Source organism: Robertmurraya phoenicis (assembly GCF_047302285.1).
In the GTDB taxonomy this organism is placed as follows: domain Bacteria; phylum Bacillota; class Bacilli; order Bacillales; family Cytobacillaceae; genus Robertmurraya.
This window is the reverse complement of sequence record NZ_CP154845.1, coordinates 3,143,426-3,159,181: the sequence shown is the minus strand read 5'-3', so window position 1 is coordinate 3,159,181 and position 15,756 is coordinate 3,143,426. Positions and strand designations below refer to the sequence as shown.

Below are 15,756 nucleotides of genomic sequence, written 5' to 3'. Positions count from 1 at the left end.
TATTGGCTACGTTAAACAATATGATGGATGAAAACACGATTTTTGGTTCACTTTAGTTTTCATGACAACAGACAAGAGCTAAAAATCAACAGTTAACCAAAGCCAAAATATGAAATGTTATTCGATTGGAAAGGACTCAAACACTTATGGCTAAAGATTTTAAAGAAGAGGTTTTATCCCGGCGTACCTTTGCGATTATCTCCCACCCAGACGCAGGGAAAACGACGTTAACAGAAAAGTTATTACTATTTGGTGGCGCAATTCGTGATGCTGGTACGGTAAAAGGAAAGAAAACAGGGAAATTCGCAACCAGTGACTGGATGGAGATTGAAAAGCAACGTGGAATTTCCGTAACCTCCAGTGTGATGCAGTTTGAATATCAAAATCGTCGCGTCAATATATTGGATACACCTGGACACCAAGATTTTAGTGAGGATACGTATCGTACATTAACTGCTGTCGATAGTGCCGTGATGATTATCGATTCGGCAAAAGGGATTGAGGAGCAGACTTTGAAGCTCTTTAAAGTTTGTCGTATGAGAGGAATTCCTATTTTCACTTTTATAAACAAGCTTGATCGGGAAGGAAGAGCACCACTTGAGCTTCTTGCAGAACTTGAAGAAGTGATGGGAATTGAATCTTATCCGATGAACTGGCCGATCGGTATGGGGAAAGAATTCCTTGGGATTTATGACCGTTTTTATAAACGAATTGAGCAATTTCGAGTAGATGAGGATAAACGATATGTCACTCTAAACGAAGAGGGAGAAATTGAAGGAGAGCATCCGCTTAAAGATTCTGGTTTATACGATCAAACGCTTGAAGAAATTATGCTACTGAACGAAGCGGGTAATGAATTTTCCCGCGAAAGAATTGAAAATGGAGAATTGACTCCTGTATTTTTCGGGAGTGCTTTAACTAATTTCGGTGTGCAAACCTTTTTAGAAACATATTTGCAATTTGCACCTGCACCACAACCAAGAAATTCATCAGAAGGAGAAATTGAGCCGTTGTCTGAAGATTTTTCTGGATTTATCTTTAAGATCCAAGCGAATATGAATCCTGCGCATCGAGACAGAATCGCGTTCTTACGCATTTGTTCCGGAAAATTCGAAAGAGGAATGACGGTTAATATCCCAAGAATCGGAAAGCAAATGAAGCTAGCTCAGTCTACCCAATTTATGGCGGATGATCGAAGCACAGTGGATGAAGCCGTTAGTGGAGACATTATCGGGTTATATGATTCAGGCACCTATCAAATTGGTGATACGTTAACGATTGGAAAAAATCAATTTCAGTATGAAAGATTGCCTCAGTTTACACCAGAATTATTTGTTAGAGTAACAGCTAAAAACGTCATGAAACAGAAGCATTTTCATAAAGGGATTGAGCAACTCGTACAGGAAGGCGCGATTCAGTTATTCCGTAATGTAAGAACTGAAGAGTATTTATTAGGTGCAGTCGGTCAGCTTCAATTTGAAGTATTTGAGCATCGTATGAAAAATGAATACAATGTTGAAGTCATCATGGAACGACTAGGCTCAAAAATTACCCGTTGGGTGGAAAATGAAGAAGTGAATGAAAGCCTATCTGCTGCGAGAAGTATTCTCGTAAAAGACCGCTATGATAAAAAGGCATTCCTATTTGAAAATGAATTCGCCTTACGATGGTTCCAAGATAAAAATCCTGATATCCAATTATATAACCCGATGGATGATTATCAATAATAGCTCTTAAACGACTCATTTTGTGGAGTCGTTTTTTTTTATTGACAAGAAGAAGGATAAAACTTATATTAAAATAGCAATATTTACTTTAACGCTAAAAAGCGTTTAAGTGCGAAAATATATGTAATTGTAAAACTCGGAGGAAACAGACTCATGAATCAAGACAAACCTGTTATTAAATTGACAACGATAGAAGCGTGTATGATGACGCTCATTATTTTAGGAGGGATAAGTGTTTCCATCATTCGATACGAAGCTGTTCCTCATATTCCTATTATTCTAGCCATTTTTCTTTTGCTTCTCTTCGGCATGCTCAAGCGTGTGAGCCTTAAGGAATTAGAAAATGGCATGATCGAAGGGGCGAAATCAGGATTAGGGGCGGTTATGCTATTTTTCTTTATTGGAATGTTAATCAGTAGCTGGATGGCTAGCGGGACAATCCCAACCTTTATTTATCTTGCGCTAGAGTTAGTAAACGGAGATTTTTTCTATAGTGTCGTGTTTGTTGTAACGGCCGTTGTTGGAATAAGTATTGGGAGCTCATTAACGACAGCGGCAACCCTTGGTGTAGCTTTTATCGGGGTAAGCAGTGCTTTAGAACTTTCACTTCCTATAACAGCAGGGGCGATTATATCTGGTGCGTTCTTTGGAGATAAAATGTCCCCATTATCTGATACTACGAATCTTGCATCCACGGTTGTGAAGGTTGATCTATTCGAACATATAAAAAACATGCTGTGGACTACCATTCCAGCTTTTATAATTTCACTTGTTCTCTTTACGATGTTATCGCCTCAGGAAATACCGGCAAGCTTTGAAAAAATTACAAGTTTAAAAGAGACGTTACAGCAACTAAACCTTGTCCATTATTACTCATTAGTACCATTTGTGATTTTAGCGATTTTAGCAATCAAGCGCGTTTCAGCCATTATTACCTTATCATTTGGAATTATTTCGTCTTTGATTGTCGCCTTTGTCGTTCAGAAAAATTTAAGTATCAACGGGATGATGGAACTCCTTTTTTCAGGCTATAAAATGGATAGTGGTATCGAGGAAATCGATCAGCTATTAGGCAGAGGTGGGATCGAAAGTATGCTATTCTCTATTTCATTAGTACTACTTGCCTTAGCGCTTGGAGGTCTCCTCTTTAAATTAGGCGTCATTCCAGCGTTATTAGACGGGATGTCAAAGCTTTTTTACAAAGTTCCAGCTCTTTTTGCAACAACGGTAGCAACGGCGATCGGAACAAATTTTTTAGTAGGCGAGCAGTACTTATCGATCCTTTTAACGGGTAATACATTCGAAAAGCCCTTTAGGAAAGCAGGCTTACATTTGAAGAATTTATCAAGGGTATTAGAAGATGCAGGTACGGTGATTAACCCACTTGTTCCATGGGGTGTCTGTGGGATCTATTTAACAGGAGTACTTGGTGTTTCTACTATCGACTATTTACCATTTACTTTCTTCTGCCTACTATGTCCTTTGATCACATTATTCTACGGCTTTACGGGCTTAACGATTGTAAAGAAATCATGATAGTAAAGCAGCCAACTATGAAGTGGATTGAACCACCCCCTCATGGTTGGCTGTTTTTTATTATGGTAATTCAGTGTCACAGGATTGTGAAATTCATGCGTTTCTCCTTGCTTGCATTGAAAAAATGACTTCTATATAGTTATAAGTAGATTCTATATGAAACCTTATAATACCAACTATTTACATAAGTCTATTGAATTGAAAAAATTTTTTTGAAATCATTATATTATGGTCTGCACGAGAGAGGGGTTTTGTCATTGAAAATTAGTAATTTTTCGATTAAGCGTCCAGTTTTTACACTTGTAACGATGCTACTTGTTATTATTCTAGGAGCCGTTTCATTATTGAATATTCCGTTGAAGCTCATTCCAGATATTAATCCTCCGATTGGTGTGGTTGTCACTTCATATGAAGGAGCTAGCCCTGAAGAGGTGATGGAGAAAGTAACGAAACCTCTTGAAAGTACATTAGCAACACTTCCTGGGATTAAGACGATGACGTCCACCTCACAGGAAGGGGCCAATTTAATATTGATGGAATTTTCTTGGACATCAAATATTGATGATATTCAAAGTGATGTCATAGAAAGATTGGATCGGGTGATGCTTCCAGATGATGTCGGGAAGCCCAGATTTATGAAATTCGACCCTTCACAGCTTCCTGTTATTCAACTTTCCCTTAGCTCAGATACAGATAAAGAAAGTTTGAGAGAATTGGCTGATCAGTTGCAATTAGAACTTTCCAAGGTTGAAGGTGTGGCCAGTGTCAATCTTTCAGGGACAACGATTAAAGAAGTTCGAGTTGAAATAAATCAGGAAAAATTACAGGAGTATGGTCTAAGTCAAGGTGATATCGTCGATGTGATTCGCTCAAATGATATTTCCATGCCAGGGGACACCATTTTAACGGAAGGGAAAGAGTTGACCACTAGAATTATCAGTACAATTGATTCGATTGATATTTTGAAAAATCTGACTGTAGCGGTGAATCCACAAAATGGAGAGAAGGTTGCTCTTTCTCAAGTAAGTAGCGTTGAGCTTGTGAACGCTGATGATCGCACGATTACGAGAACGAATGAAAAGCCATCAGTGTTGTTAAGTGTGATGCAGCAGTCAGATGCCAATACAGCAGCTGTATCAAAGAGTTTTACTGAAGAATTGGACAAGCTTCTCGAAAGGGAAAAATATGAGGAGATTAAATCTGATGTTCTTTTTGACCAAGGGGACTATATTCAATTAGCGATAAGTAATATTACGACAACCTTGATCATGGGTGGCTTACTCGCAATGATCGTGCTCTTTTTCTTTTTGAGAAGTGTGAAGAGTCCACTTATTATTGGAGTTGCCATTCCTTACTCGGTCATTGTCACATTTGTTCTGATGTATTTTTCGGATTTCACCTTAAATATCCTGACTTTAGGTGGTCTTGCATTAGGGATTGGGATGCTTGTAGATAATGCCATAGTTGTCATTGAAAATATATATCGCCATTTATCAATGGGAAAGGACCCGAAAGAAGCTGCTAGAGATGGCTCAAAGGAAGTAGGACCGGCGATCATCGCTTCCACCTTAACGACGATTTCGGTGTTTTTGCCAGTTGTCTTTATTACCGGAATTATTGGTGAGCTATTTACCGAGTTTGCTTTAACGATCTCATTTAGCTTGTTTGCATCATTAGTTGTTGCGTTAACGGTAGTGCCGATGTTGGCTAGCAGATGGTTAAAGGAACCTAAAAATAATTATGAAGAAAAAAGACAAACTTCTTCTTCCATGAAATGGTTAGAACAGTCGATTAAGTGGTCACTTCGTCATCGGGCTGCTGTTCTGCTTATTGTTCTTTTACTTTTGGGAGTTGGAGGCTATGGGCTGACAACTGTAGGAACACAATTTATTCCAAGTACAGATGAAGGCTACTTCACGGTCAGAGTTGAATTGGAGAATGGGACTGCATTAACGGAAACAGAAAAAGTGATAGATGCGATAGAAGAGAAATTTCAGGGTCATGATGACGTTGAAACTTATGTCAGTCTAGTTGGAACGACACAAGAGGGCTCCTTTAGAGGAACAAAAAATGCCAATATTGCCGAACTTTATGTAAAAATGAAAACTCTTGAGGAAAGAGAGACTTCGACCTTTGACTTTGTTGATGAAATTAAACGAGACGTGGAAAGGGCAGCTCATTCTGTCAATGACACAGCAGAAGTTTCTTTTAATCTACAGTCTTCTACAGGGTCTAGTCCTAATACATTAACTTTCAGTGTCAGAGATTTAGATGAAGGCCGTCTAAACGAATCGGTCGATCACATTTATGAAGCTCTTGTTGGATTAGATGATGTCACTGAATTAACGACTGATTTAATGGACGAACTAGAAGAAATTAAGATGACCATTGATCGTGAAAAGGCTTTTGATGAAGGGCTCCTACCAGCTCAAATTGCCATGGTAGTGAATGATGTAACTCGAGGTAGCCAGGCGACCCAAATGGTAGATGAATCAGGGAATATTTACGGGGTATTTGTAGAATATGATCCAGCGGTTACCCAAGATTTAGAACAATTAGAAGGTCTTTTAATCAAAAAACCAGATGGGAACTATATTACATTGGACCAAGTGGTTACCATTGAAAGAGGAAAAGGTCCTGTCCATATTCAAAGAATCAACCAACAAAATGCCGTTCAATTTACTGTAAAATACAAAAACACGACCAATTTAGGGGATATGTCTAAAGAGGTTGATAAGAAAATAGCTGATCTTGATTTGGATGAAGAAACGGAAATTGTTTATAGCGGTGATCGAGACTTACTAGAATCAACGATGGATGATTTAATTATGGCCTTAGCTTTAGCGATTGTATTAATTTACATTGTGATGGCTGCTCAGTTCGAATCGTTGAAATATCCTCTTGTCATATTGTTTACCGTTCCGTTAATGGTCATTGGTGTAGCGATTGCCTTATCTTTAACAAGAACACCGATAGGGTTAACGGCGATGATTGGCATAATCGTCTTAGCTGGAATTGTTGTTAATAATGCGATCGTGATTGTTGATTATATAAATCAGAAAAAGGAAAGTGGCTTAAAAACCTATGACGCGATCGTTGTTTCGGTAAAGGATAGAGTAAGGCCGATTCTGATGACAGCAGTGACCACAATTTTAGGTTTAATTCCATTGGCCATCGGAATCGGGGAAGGGGCCGAAATCATGCAACCAATGGGAATTGCTGTTATCGGGGGCCTTATTAGCAGTACGCTGCTAACTCTATTTATAATTCCAATTGTCTATAGCTTTTTTGATAAGGAAACGAGAAAATTAAATAAAATGTATGCAACGCCTGAAGGACATTTAATTCCTGCTTATTTATTAGAGGAAAGAGTTGAAAAAGCAGAAGAGGAAGACGAATTTGAAGAAATGGAAGAACAGCTGCCAAGTACAGATTCGGCAAAATATAGCAAAGCAGATATGGCTTCCATGCTGGAAGAGCTTTTAAAGCTTGTGAACGATAGTGATAAAGATGAGCAGAAAAAAGATAAAGAGGAAGATGTCTAATCTGCATGTATTTAAAGATGACCATATGAGGTCATCTTTTTTTTCAAATAGAAATTACAGCCCCCATAAATATTATCCGGATAATCGTACTTCTATATTAACAGTGGCCACTGAACAATTATGAGGTGATAAAACAGATAACGATTAGTCCCTGTTTGGATTCACCAGCCAATAACAATAAATCATACCCGATTGATTCGCGGTAAATATTTCCAAATCCTAACCCTTAAAAAATGGACATATGTATCGTATTATATTATATGTGATCTATAAGGGGTGAGACTGTTGTTTGGTTTATTATTTTTGGCAAAAAAGAAAAAACAATCATTAGAAGAAAAGGTACAATCCATACAGCAGGGCGACCAAACTTTACAAAACGAACTGATCGAAACCTATAAACCTTTTATTGCAAAATCAGTTTCATCCATCTGTAAGCGATACATTACAGAAACGGATGATGAATTTAGTATTGGCTTAATCGCGTTCAATGAAGCTTTACAAAAATATAACCCTTCCAAAGGAAGCTCTCTATTGAGCTTTGCTGACGTACTGATCAAGCGAAAGGTTATTGACTATATTCGTTCACAATCAAAATATAAAAATATAAGTTTGCAAATAAATGATGAACAAGAAGAGGATAGCCAACATTCCTCTGTTGAAGCTCAGCTTTCCATCGATGATTATCAAAGAAAAACTGAAGCAACCAATCGAAAAAATGAAATTATCCAGTTTGCGGGGATTTTACAACAATATGAGCTTTCTTTTGATGAACTCGTTAAAAATTCTCCTAAACATGCGGATGCAAGGAAAAATGCCATGAAGGTCGCACAAACTTTAGTGGAACAAGAGGAGTTAAAACAATTTTTACTTGAAAAAAAGAAGTTGCCCATTAAACAGCTTGAAGAAGCGGTACAAGTGAGTAGAAAAACGATTGAAAGAAACCGCAAATATATCATGGCTATTTCTTTAATATTGATCGGCGATTATTTATATTTAAAAGACTATATAAAAGGGGTGTTGGAAACGTGAGAACAGGTATCATAATGGAAAAGAATGGACGTTTTTTAACATTATTAACCCCTGATGGTGAGTTTTTAAAGATTTCAAGCGATGGAAAGCAACATGATATAGGTGAGGAAATTCCTATTCCTATCTTTGAGAAAAGAAAAGGCGTACCTTTTACTTTTTTTCAGACGTTAAAAGGAAAATCAATAGTAGCCCTTGCAGTGGCTTGTTTGTTTGCCATCTTTACATTTATCCCACTGAATCAGAATGAAGTATATGCCTATATGAGCATTGATATTAATCCAAGTATTGAACTTGGCTTTAATGATGCTCTAAAGGTAATTGAACTCATTCCTTATAATGAAGAAGGAAGAGAAATTGTTGAAGAAATGGGAAATTGGAAACATAAGGACATACATGAAGTAACTGCCAATATTTTAAACAGTATTAAAGAAAAAGGGTATATCGAAAAAGAGCAAGAAATTGTGATCGGTACTGTTCATTTAGGCGAATCAAAACAAAAAACAGAAGAAGAAATAAAAAAAACGATTCATGAATTAGAAAAAACAATTTCAGAAGAACAAGCGAAAGTAACTTCTTATGAAGCGACTTCAGAAGAGCGAGAAATCGCCATCGAAAATGGGGTTACGACTGGAAAGTTAATTTCAGAACAGAAAAAAGAACAAAAACCTTCTGCTGAAGAGAAAAGTCAGACTCAGAATCAAAAGCAGGAACCTAAACAAGAAGTAAAGAAAGAATTGACGGAAAACCCTTCAAAATCCCGAGTACCAAATAATCCTGGTAAATGGAATGAAAGAAGCCAAAACAAGAAAAAAAATAATGAGCAAGGTCCTCCTAAACATGTTCAGGAAAAGCATCAAAACAAAGTAAAAAATCAGAACAACAAAGATAAAAGTACGGATAAGTCTAACAATGGTAAAAATAGTGGTTGGGATAAAAACCATAACAACGCAGAAAAATGGAATAATAAAAACAATAATAGTCATAAGCAAAATAAAGGCAATTATAAGAATAATGGTCAGGGTCATAACCATTTCAAAAACAATGATAGAAACAATAACTGGAAAAAGGGGAATAGCCAGAATCCCCACAATGGAAAGAATGAACGCTAAATGTAAAGTGAGTCCGACAATCTGTGTCGGACTCATTTCCATTTATATGAAATTTTTCTGTTACTTTTGCTGACCAGAAAGTTGAGACTGTGCTTGTTTTACAAGTCGTTTTGTAATTTCTCCACCTACAGATCCGTTCGCTCTTGAAACAGTATCGGAACCTAGATTCACACCAAATTCTTGAGCGATTTCATATTTAACTTGGTCCATATATTGTTCAATTCCAGGGACTAAAAGCTTGTTACTACTTCTTGCCATTCTTCTCAACTCCTTTTTAATGTTTTTTAAAATAAGGGATAATAAATCCCTGTAAAAATAGTATTTGAAATGGAATCAAATCCATGAGTGGTAAATTTGTCAAGAAACTCGAAATGAAACTATAAAAAAAGAACTGAAAAAAATCAGTTCTTTTTGGGCAAAATACTTATTGTACAGCCTCCATTAGTAAATCAACAATATGAACGGCGCGCATTTTTTCATTTAAGCCTTCTCTTTCAATGCCTAGCTTCATTTGCAATAAGCATCCAGGATTGGCTGTTACGACTGTTGTGGCATGTGTTGCTTTTGTTTGCTCCATTTTATAGTCGAGAATTTGCATTGACATTTCCGATTCAACAATATTATATATACCAGCTGAGCCACAGCATCTATCGGCATCTTTCATTTCTTTAAAATCGATACCATCGATAGCTTCTAAAAGCGATCTCGGAGCTGATGCAGTCTTCATCACATTGCGTAAGTGACAGGAATCTTGATAGGTTACAATTTGATATGGAAGTTTTAATTTAACCTTTTCGTGGAAACCTACTTCAAATAGAATTTGCGAAATATCTTTAATTTTGTTTTTGAAAGCAAGAGCACGGTCTTTCCATATGGGATCATCTTTTAAGAGATGATCATAATCGACTAGAAATGCACCACAGCCACCTGCATTCGTAATAATATAATCAACATCTAGATCTTCGAATGCTTGAATGTTTCTTTTCGCAAGTTCCTTGGAACCATCTTTTTCTCCACTATGTCCATGTAGGGCACCACAGCAATTTTGGTCCTGTGGAATGACAATTTCGCAACCAGCAAGCTGTAGTAGCTTCATCGTTGCATTATTGGTTTCAAGAAACATTGTATCCATTAAACAGCCTGTAAAAAAAGCAACTTTTGCTGTTTTAGGAGCCTCAGCAGCTAAAAATTGAGGCCGATTTTTCATTTCTTTCATCGTTGGAACCTTTGGTAGTACACGTTCCATCGATGCAAGGCTTTCAGGGAAAAGCTTCATAACACCAGTCGCTCTAGCTACCTTTTGAAGGCCTGAACGCTGGTAGAATCCTAATAAACCAGTGAAGTTTCTCATCCGATTCTGATGTGGAAATAATCCTTCGAAAACGACTTTCCTTACTGTACGTACAGGTAACGAGTGGCGCTTATTTTGATTAATAATATCACGAGCTTCTTCAAGCAAATGACCATAATTAACCCCGGAAGGGCAAACAGGCTCACACGCTCTGCAGCCAAGGCATTGGTTGAGGGATTTTTCAAAATCCTCATCAGGTTCAATTAAACCATCTACGACTGCCTTCATTAAGGCAATTCTTCCTCTAGGAGAGTGAGATTCTTTGTAGCCAGAAGTAATATAGGTTGGACAGCTAGGTAGGCAAAAGCCACAGCGCATACAATTTAATAATTCATCTTCGTCCATGCGATTCTTAAATTGATCTTGGATCACTTGTTGTTCTTGCCCTGTTGTCATTGTCCAATCACCACGCGTTTTCTGCTATCCTTGGCAAAAATTTTTCCAGGATTCATAATATTATTCGGATCTAGAGCTGCTTTCACTGCTTTCATCGCAGCAATTCCGTCTGAACCAAGCTTTAGCTCTAAATATGGAGCCTTCATAATTCCTACTCCATGTTCACCAGTAATCGTGCCCCCAAGCTCTACTGCTTTTTCAAATATTTCCTCGAACGCTTTCTCAACTCGTTCCATTTCTTCTTTATTTCGAGCATCTGTTGGGACAGTTGGATGAAGATTTCCGTCTCCGGCATGTCCGAATGTACAAATATTTAATTCATATTTGACGGCAATTTCATTGATCGCTTTTACCATATTGGCAACCTGGGAACGAGGAACCGTTGCATCCTCAAGAATGGTCGTTGGTTTTAAGCGGGCCAAAGCAGAAAGGGCTGTTCTACGAGCGGTTGTTAAGCTTTCAGCTTCAGCTACTGTCTTTGCGATTTGGACAGATACGGCATTCTCTTTTGTACAAATGTCAGCAATTTTCTTAATATCTCTGTCTACAACTTCAGGTGCACCGTCTTGCTCGATTAAAAGAACTGCCTTTGCGTCCGTTGGAAGACCAATTTTTGCGTAATCTTCCACTACTCTTAAAGTTGCTTGATCTAAAAATTCAAGAGTAGCTGGAATGATTTTATTAGCAATGATTTTAGAAACAGTTTTTGCAGCTGATTCTAAATCTTCGTAGAGGGCCAACATCGTTTTCTTCGTCTCGGGAATTGGTACAAGCTTTAAAGTAGCCTCTGTAATGATGCCAAGCGTTCCTTCTGAACCTACATACAGTCTTGTGAAATCATATCCTGCTACATCCTTAGCAAGCTTTCCACCAGTACGGATGATACTGCCATTAGCTAGAACAATTTCTAGTGCAATCACATAATCCCGTGTAACACCGTATTTTAACCCGCGCAATCCACCAGAATTTTCATTGATATTGCCACCGAGTGTAGAGGATTTCATGGAACCAGGATCAGGAGGGAAGAACAATGCTTTTTCTTCAACAGCCTTTATTAAGTCAAGGGTAATAACCCCAGGTTGAACGGTAGCCGTTAAATTTTCTTCATCAATCTCCAAAATTTGATTCATATGTTTAAAAAGAAATACAATTCCACCCTCTGTAGGGCAAGTACCACCGCATAGATTAGTGCCTGAACCTCGAGGAACAATTGGAATATGTTGCTCATTACAAATTTTCACAAGCTCAGCAACTTCCTCTGTATTTCTAGGGCTTACGACGCCGTCGGGAAGAGCTTGGAAATTTGGCGTAGCATCATAAGAATAAGTAAGTCGGCCAACCTTGCTATCGTCGAAGTTTTCAGCCCCGACAATGGAGATGATCCTACCCTTAATATCTTCGTTAATCATAAAAGTGTTTCCCCCATCACTATATTAGTTTGTGAAACGCTTACAATTTAATGTAAAGCTATATACTCACTATAAGTATAAAAAATAGAGGGGGAATCTTCTATGTATATTTCTACAAAAAATAACTAGAAATATCTATTTATTTATTTATCCATATGGATTGAGTGCTCTAATTTGAACGGCTCAGTTATCTAAAAACTGGATGGCTAAATAAAGAACAAATAAGTCATCCAGATTACGAGGATTTAAACTTGTAATCTCCGTAATTCTTTTTAGGCGGTAATGAAGGGTATTAATGTGAATATGTAACGCGTGAGCAGTATTTTTTAGTGAAAAATGATTTTCAATTAATGTTATTAACGTAAGCACTAATTCCTCATCTGATCGCAATGGTTCAATCGTCCTTTGAACAAAATCATCTCTTGTTTGCTGACTTATTTCATCTAGGATCATGTCCAAGGCAAGATCTTCATCAAAAACAAGATTGCGATTTGTTTTACATGCGTTAAGTGCTCTTATCGCTTGATGATACGATTGATTAATTTCAGTCGGTGAGATAGTTAATCCTACTCCAAGAGAAACACCGGTTTTCAAAATTTCTGTTAAAAATTGCTGAAAACGTTTTGCTTTATTGCGACTATAATTTGATTTTTGTTTTTGCGGACAAAGGAGGTAGATAATACGATTATTTCCCCATCTGGAAATGACTTCAGACTTTCCTTTCTCATGCCAAGATAAAATGGATAACCACACATCGCGATGTAAGAAAGCGGAGTTTTGCGTCACTTCTGCAATCATCACCTGGCGATTGATGCTCATGTCGATATTCAATAGATGAGCACGATCGATAAAACTTTCATTCCATTCTTTTAAATAGAACCAGTCTAAAAGAAAGGCTTCGACTGAACGTGATTGCCAATCAAACTGTTCCGTGTAGTAGCTTTCACTAATAAGGAGCTCTGTCATTTTGCGGATAATTTCTCCAAAAGGGGAGATGGCTTCAGGGTTTCCGGTAATTCCTATTACTCCCACAACATTTCCTTGAAAGAAAATCGGTAGATTAATACCTGCTTTCACACCTTTTAAGACGACTTGATCTTCTTCCGATATAATGAGCTTTTCCTTTCTTTGAGAGGCAAGGAGTGCCCCTTCATGAAAAGTATCAACCCTTTTATGGTCTGTACTGGCGATTATGATTCCGTTTGTATCAACGACAATAATGTCTTCATCTAATAATCTTCTTACTTCAGATACGATCTTTTCTGCAAGTTCTATGTATAGCATGTTCTCATTCCCCCTAACTTAAGTATAATCGATTTCTATTATGGTGACAGAACAAAGATATTTAATAAGTTATATTGGGAAATTTTTCGTAAATGCTTTAAATATAGGACAAATTTCTTTATGATAGGGGAATAGATAGGTCGATTACCTAATTTAATCGATTAAATTAGATAAAGAGGAACAAAAATGTGGACGAATATTAAGTATTTTCTAAAAAAACTAACCCCAGCACAGGTCATTGTCGGCTATTACGCTTTAGCGATTACGATCTCCGTCCTGTTACTACGGATTCCTACTGTACATAAGGAAGGGATTGAAATTCCCTTCATTGATTCCGTATTTACAGCAGTAAGTGCTGTAAGTGTTACCGGTTTAACGGTAATTAATGTCTCAGAGACCTATAGTACGTTTGGTATGGTCGTTTTAATGGCTATCCTTCAATTCGGAGGAATAGGAGTTATGACGTTAGGGACCTTCTTTTGGCTGTTACTTGGACGCAAGATTGGACTAAAAGAACGACGTTTGATTATGGTAGACCAAAACCAAACCAGTCTAGCAGGACTGGTCAACTTAATAAAAGATATTTTAAAAATCATTCTCTTAATTGAGTTGATTGGAACGATCATTTTAGGTGTGTATTTCCTAAATTATTTTTCAACCTGGCAAGAAGCTTTTTTCCATGGTCTATTTGCTTCTATAAGTTCAACGACAAATGGTGGGTTTGACATTACAGGACAATCACTAGAGCCCTATGCCGGAGATTATTTTGTACAACTTATCAATATTATTTTGATTACACTAGGTGCTATTGGCTTTCCTGTACTGATAGAAGTAAAACAGTTTTTAGTAAGAAAGGAACATCAACGAGCATTTCGCTTTTCTTTATTTGCTAAATTGACGTCTTTAACGTTTCTCGTATTGCTTATTTTTGGAACAGTCATCATTCTATTATTGGAGTGGAAGTATGCCTTTGCGGGTGAAACGTGGCACAAATCCTTTTTCTATGCCTTTTTCCAGTCCGCATCGACTAGAAGTGGCGGACTATCGACGATCGATGTAAGTACGTTCTCAGAAGCGACCTTAATCGTGATGAGTGGTTTAATGTTTATAGGAGCGTCTCCAAGCTCCGTTGGAGGGGGAATCAGAACCACGACATTTGCGTTAAATATTCTTTACCTATGGCATTTTGCCAAAGGGAATCGACATATCAAAATATTCCGTAGAGAACTGCATGAGGACGATATTCGAAAGTCATTAGCAGTAACCATGCTTGCATTCGCACTTTGCGGTACCTCCCTTGTCGTTTTATCGATCTCGGAGGAACATTCCTTAATTGAGCTATTGTTTGAAATATGCTCCGCTTTCGGTACGACAGGTCTGTCGATGGGAATTACTTCAGACCTGTCCTCATTTGGAAAAATTGTCATTATGATATTGATGTTTATCGGTAGAATTGGACTTCTTTCTTTTCTCTTTATGATTGGTGGGAAAGAAGAAAAAACTAATTACCATTATCCAAAAGAAAGAGTCATTATTGGCTAACTCATTTAAACCTAATCTTTCCCGTAGCTGACATCCTTTGATGGGTGCATAAACGGGGAAGCATTAGGCTTTTTTTGGCTTTCAATTAACTCTCTGTTTTCTCGAGTATTCCAACCAATATCATTCGTTGGGTGAATCCATTCTTCGCCAGACATAATCGCTGGATCTATCTCATCACTCCATTGTTCAAGGGGAGATTGCTCAGATGAATATTGACTATCTCCAATGACTACACCGTAATCATTAATAAATGGTGGCTCCATCTCTATATTTGTATCTTTAAAGTTTGGCGAACTGATTTGATGGGGCATCGTTTCATCAATGGATATCTTTTTGAGCTTTTTCTTCACGTACGTTCACTCCTTTGTAGGCTATTTATTTATAATTTTTCCTAATTACATTGGAATATGGATGAAATATTAGGAAGTGTAAGGTTCTCCAATAATGAAAATAATAAGCTTGTATGAAATCGAAAGAGGAGGAGTCATGATGGCTAAAAGAAAAGCTGAGTTTGATGCTGTAGAAAAGCATAGTAGAACACCAAAGAAAAATATAGAAGAAACAGAATTCTCTGCAGAATTTGCTAATGGCGAAAACGATATGAAAGGCTTTAATCGTAATTCTAAAAAAGGACGAAAGGGGAAAAAATAAATGGGCAAGAAAAGGGCGAAAGACGCTAGTCGTGTGGAATTTGGAAATGAGTTTGGAGAGGTAAACGCTGCTAAAAACTATGAAGTTCCTTTCGCAAGTAGAGAGAAGAAAGATGTTGGGAGTAAGAAGAAACAATAAAATGAACACCCGGTTACAGTCCGGGTGTTCATTTTCACT

General features: G+C 37.5%; 13 protein-coding genes. 8 read left to right on the top strand and 5 right to left on the bottom strand.

The genetic code is table 11. The features are described from left to right. The first annotated feature begins 146 nt into the window (after positions 1-146). From AA0X71_RS15740 to AA0X71_RS15720, 5 genes are all read left to right on the top strand, one after another. On the top strand, positions 147-1,727 hold the full coding sequence (locus AA0X71_RS15740) for a peptide chain release factor 3 (protein ID WP_413356248.1): 1,581 nt from the start codon (positions 147-149) through the stop codon (positions 1,725-1,727). A 153-nt stretch (positions 1,728-1,880) separates the two neighbouring features. Continuing rightward, positions 1,881-3,263, top strand: coding sequence for a Na+/H+ antiporter NhaC (gene nhaC, locus AA0X71_RS15735; RefSeq protein WP_413356247.1), 1,383 nt, complete (start codon positions 1,881-1,883; stop codon positions 3,261-3,263). 257 nt (positions 3,264-3,520) lie between these two features. Further along, positions 3,521-6,808 (top strand): efflux RND transporter permease subunit, encoded by a 3,288-nt coding sequence (locus AA0X71_RS15730; RefSeq protein ID WP_413356246.1) that lies wholly within the window; start codon positions 3,521-3,523, stop codon positions 6,806-6,808. A 276-nt stretch (positions 6,809-7,084) separates the two neighbouring features. Next, the gene (gene sigI / locus AA0X71_RS15725; RefSeq protein ID WP_413356245.1) at positions 7,085-7,837 is read left to right on the top strand and encodes an RNA polymerase sigma factor SigI; all 753 of its coding nucleotides are present in this window, start codon (positions 7,085-7,087) and stop codon (positions 7,835-7,837) included. A 14-nt stretch (positions 7,838-7,851) separates the two neighbouring features. Then, on the top strand, positions 7,852-8,946 hold the full coding sequence (locus tag AA0X71_RS15720; RefSeq protein WP_413356244.1) for an anti-sigma factor domain-containing protein: 1,095 nt from the start codon (positions 7,852-7,854) through the stop codon (positions 8,944-8,946). 60 nt (positions 8,947-9,006) lie between these two features. On the opposite strand, the gene AA0X71_RS15715 is transcribed toward AA0X71_RS15720, so the two are convergent. The 4 genes from AA0X71_RS15715 to AA0X71_RS15700 all read right to left on the bottom strand — a co-directional run bounded on the left by AA0X71_RS15715 (position 9,007) and on the right by AA0X71_RS15700 (position 13,386). Beyond that, positions 9,007-9,204, bottom strand: coding sequence for an alpha/beta-type small acid-soluble spore protein (locus AA0X71_RS15715; RefSeq protein WP_019153040.1), 198 nt, complete (start codon positions 9,202-9,204; stop codon positions 9,007-9,009). A gap of 166 nt (positions 9,205-9,370) precedes the next feature. Further along, positions 9,371-10,693, bottom strand: coding sequence for a (Fe-S)-binding protein (locus AA0X71_RS15710; RefSeq protein WP_413356243.1), 1,323 nt, complete (start codon positions 10,691-10,693; stop codon positions 9,371-9,373). Next, positions 10,690-12,102 carry a glycolate oxidase subunit GlcD gene (glcD, locus tag AA0X71_RS15705; protein WP_413356242.1) on the bottom strand — a complete coding sequence of 471 codons (1,413 nt, stop codon included), beginning with the start codon at positions 12,100-12,102 and terminating at the stop codon, positions 10,690-10,692. The genes AA0X71_RS15710 and glcD overlap by 4 nt, the downstream gene beginning before the upstream one ends. 183 nt (positions 12,103-12,285) lie before the next feature. After that, positions 12,286-13,386 (bottom strand): CdaR family transcriptional regulator, encoded by a 1,101-nt coding sequence (locus AA0X71_RS15700; RefSeq protein WP_413356241.1) that lies wholly within the window; start codon positions 13,384-13,386, stop codon positions 12,286-12,288. Positions 13,387-13,572: 186 nt separating this feature from the next. Between AA0X71_RS15700 and AA0X71_RS15695 the strand changes: the two genes are divergently transcribed. Continuing rightward, on the top strand, positions 13,573-14,928 hold the full coding sequence (locus tag AA0X71_RS15695; protein WP_413356240.1) for a TrkH family potassium uptake protein: 1,356 nt from the start codon (positions 13,573-13,575) through the stop codon (positions 14,926-14,928). Between the two features lie 11 nt (positions 14,929-14,939). Here AA0X71_RS15695 and AA0X71_RS15690 read toward each other — a convergent pair whose 3' ends face one another. Further along, positions 14,940-15,278 (bottom strand): DUF3905 domain-containing protein, encoded by a 339-nt coding sequence (locus AA0X71_RS15690; RefSeq protein WP_413356239.1) that lies wholly within the window; start codon positions 15,276-15,278, stop codon positions 14,940-14,942. Between the two features lie 139 nt (positions 15,279-15,417). Between AA0X71_RS15690 and AA0X71_RS15685 the strand changes: the two genes are divergently transcribed. Further along, a complete protein-coding gene (locus AA0X71_RS15685; protein ID WP_413356238.1) occupies positions 15,418-15,579 on the top strand; it encodes a hypothetical protein in 162 nt (53 codons plus the stop codon). Beyond that, a complete protein-coding gene (locus AA0X71_RS15680) occupies positions 15,580-15,717 on the top strand; it encodes a hypothetical protein (RefSeq protein WP_413356237.1) in 138 nt (45 codons plus the stop codon). The last annotated feature ends 39 nt before the right edge of the window (positions 15,718-15,756 follow it).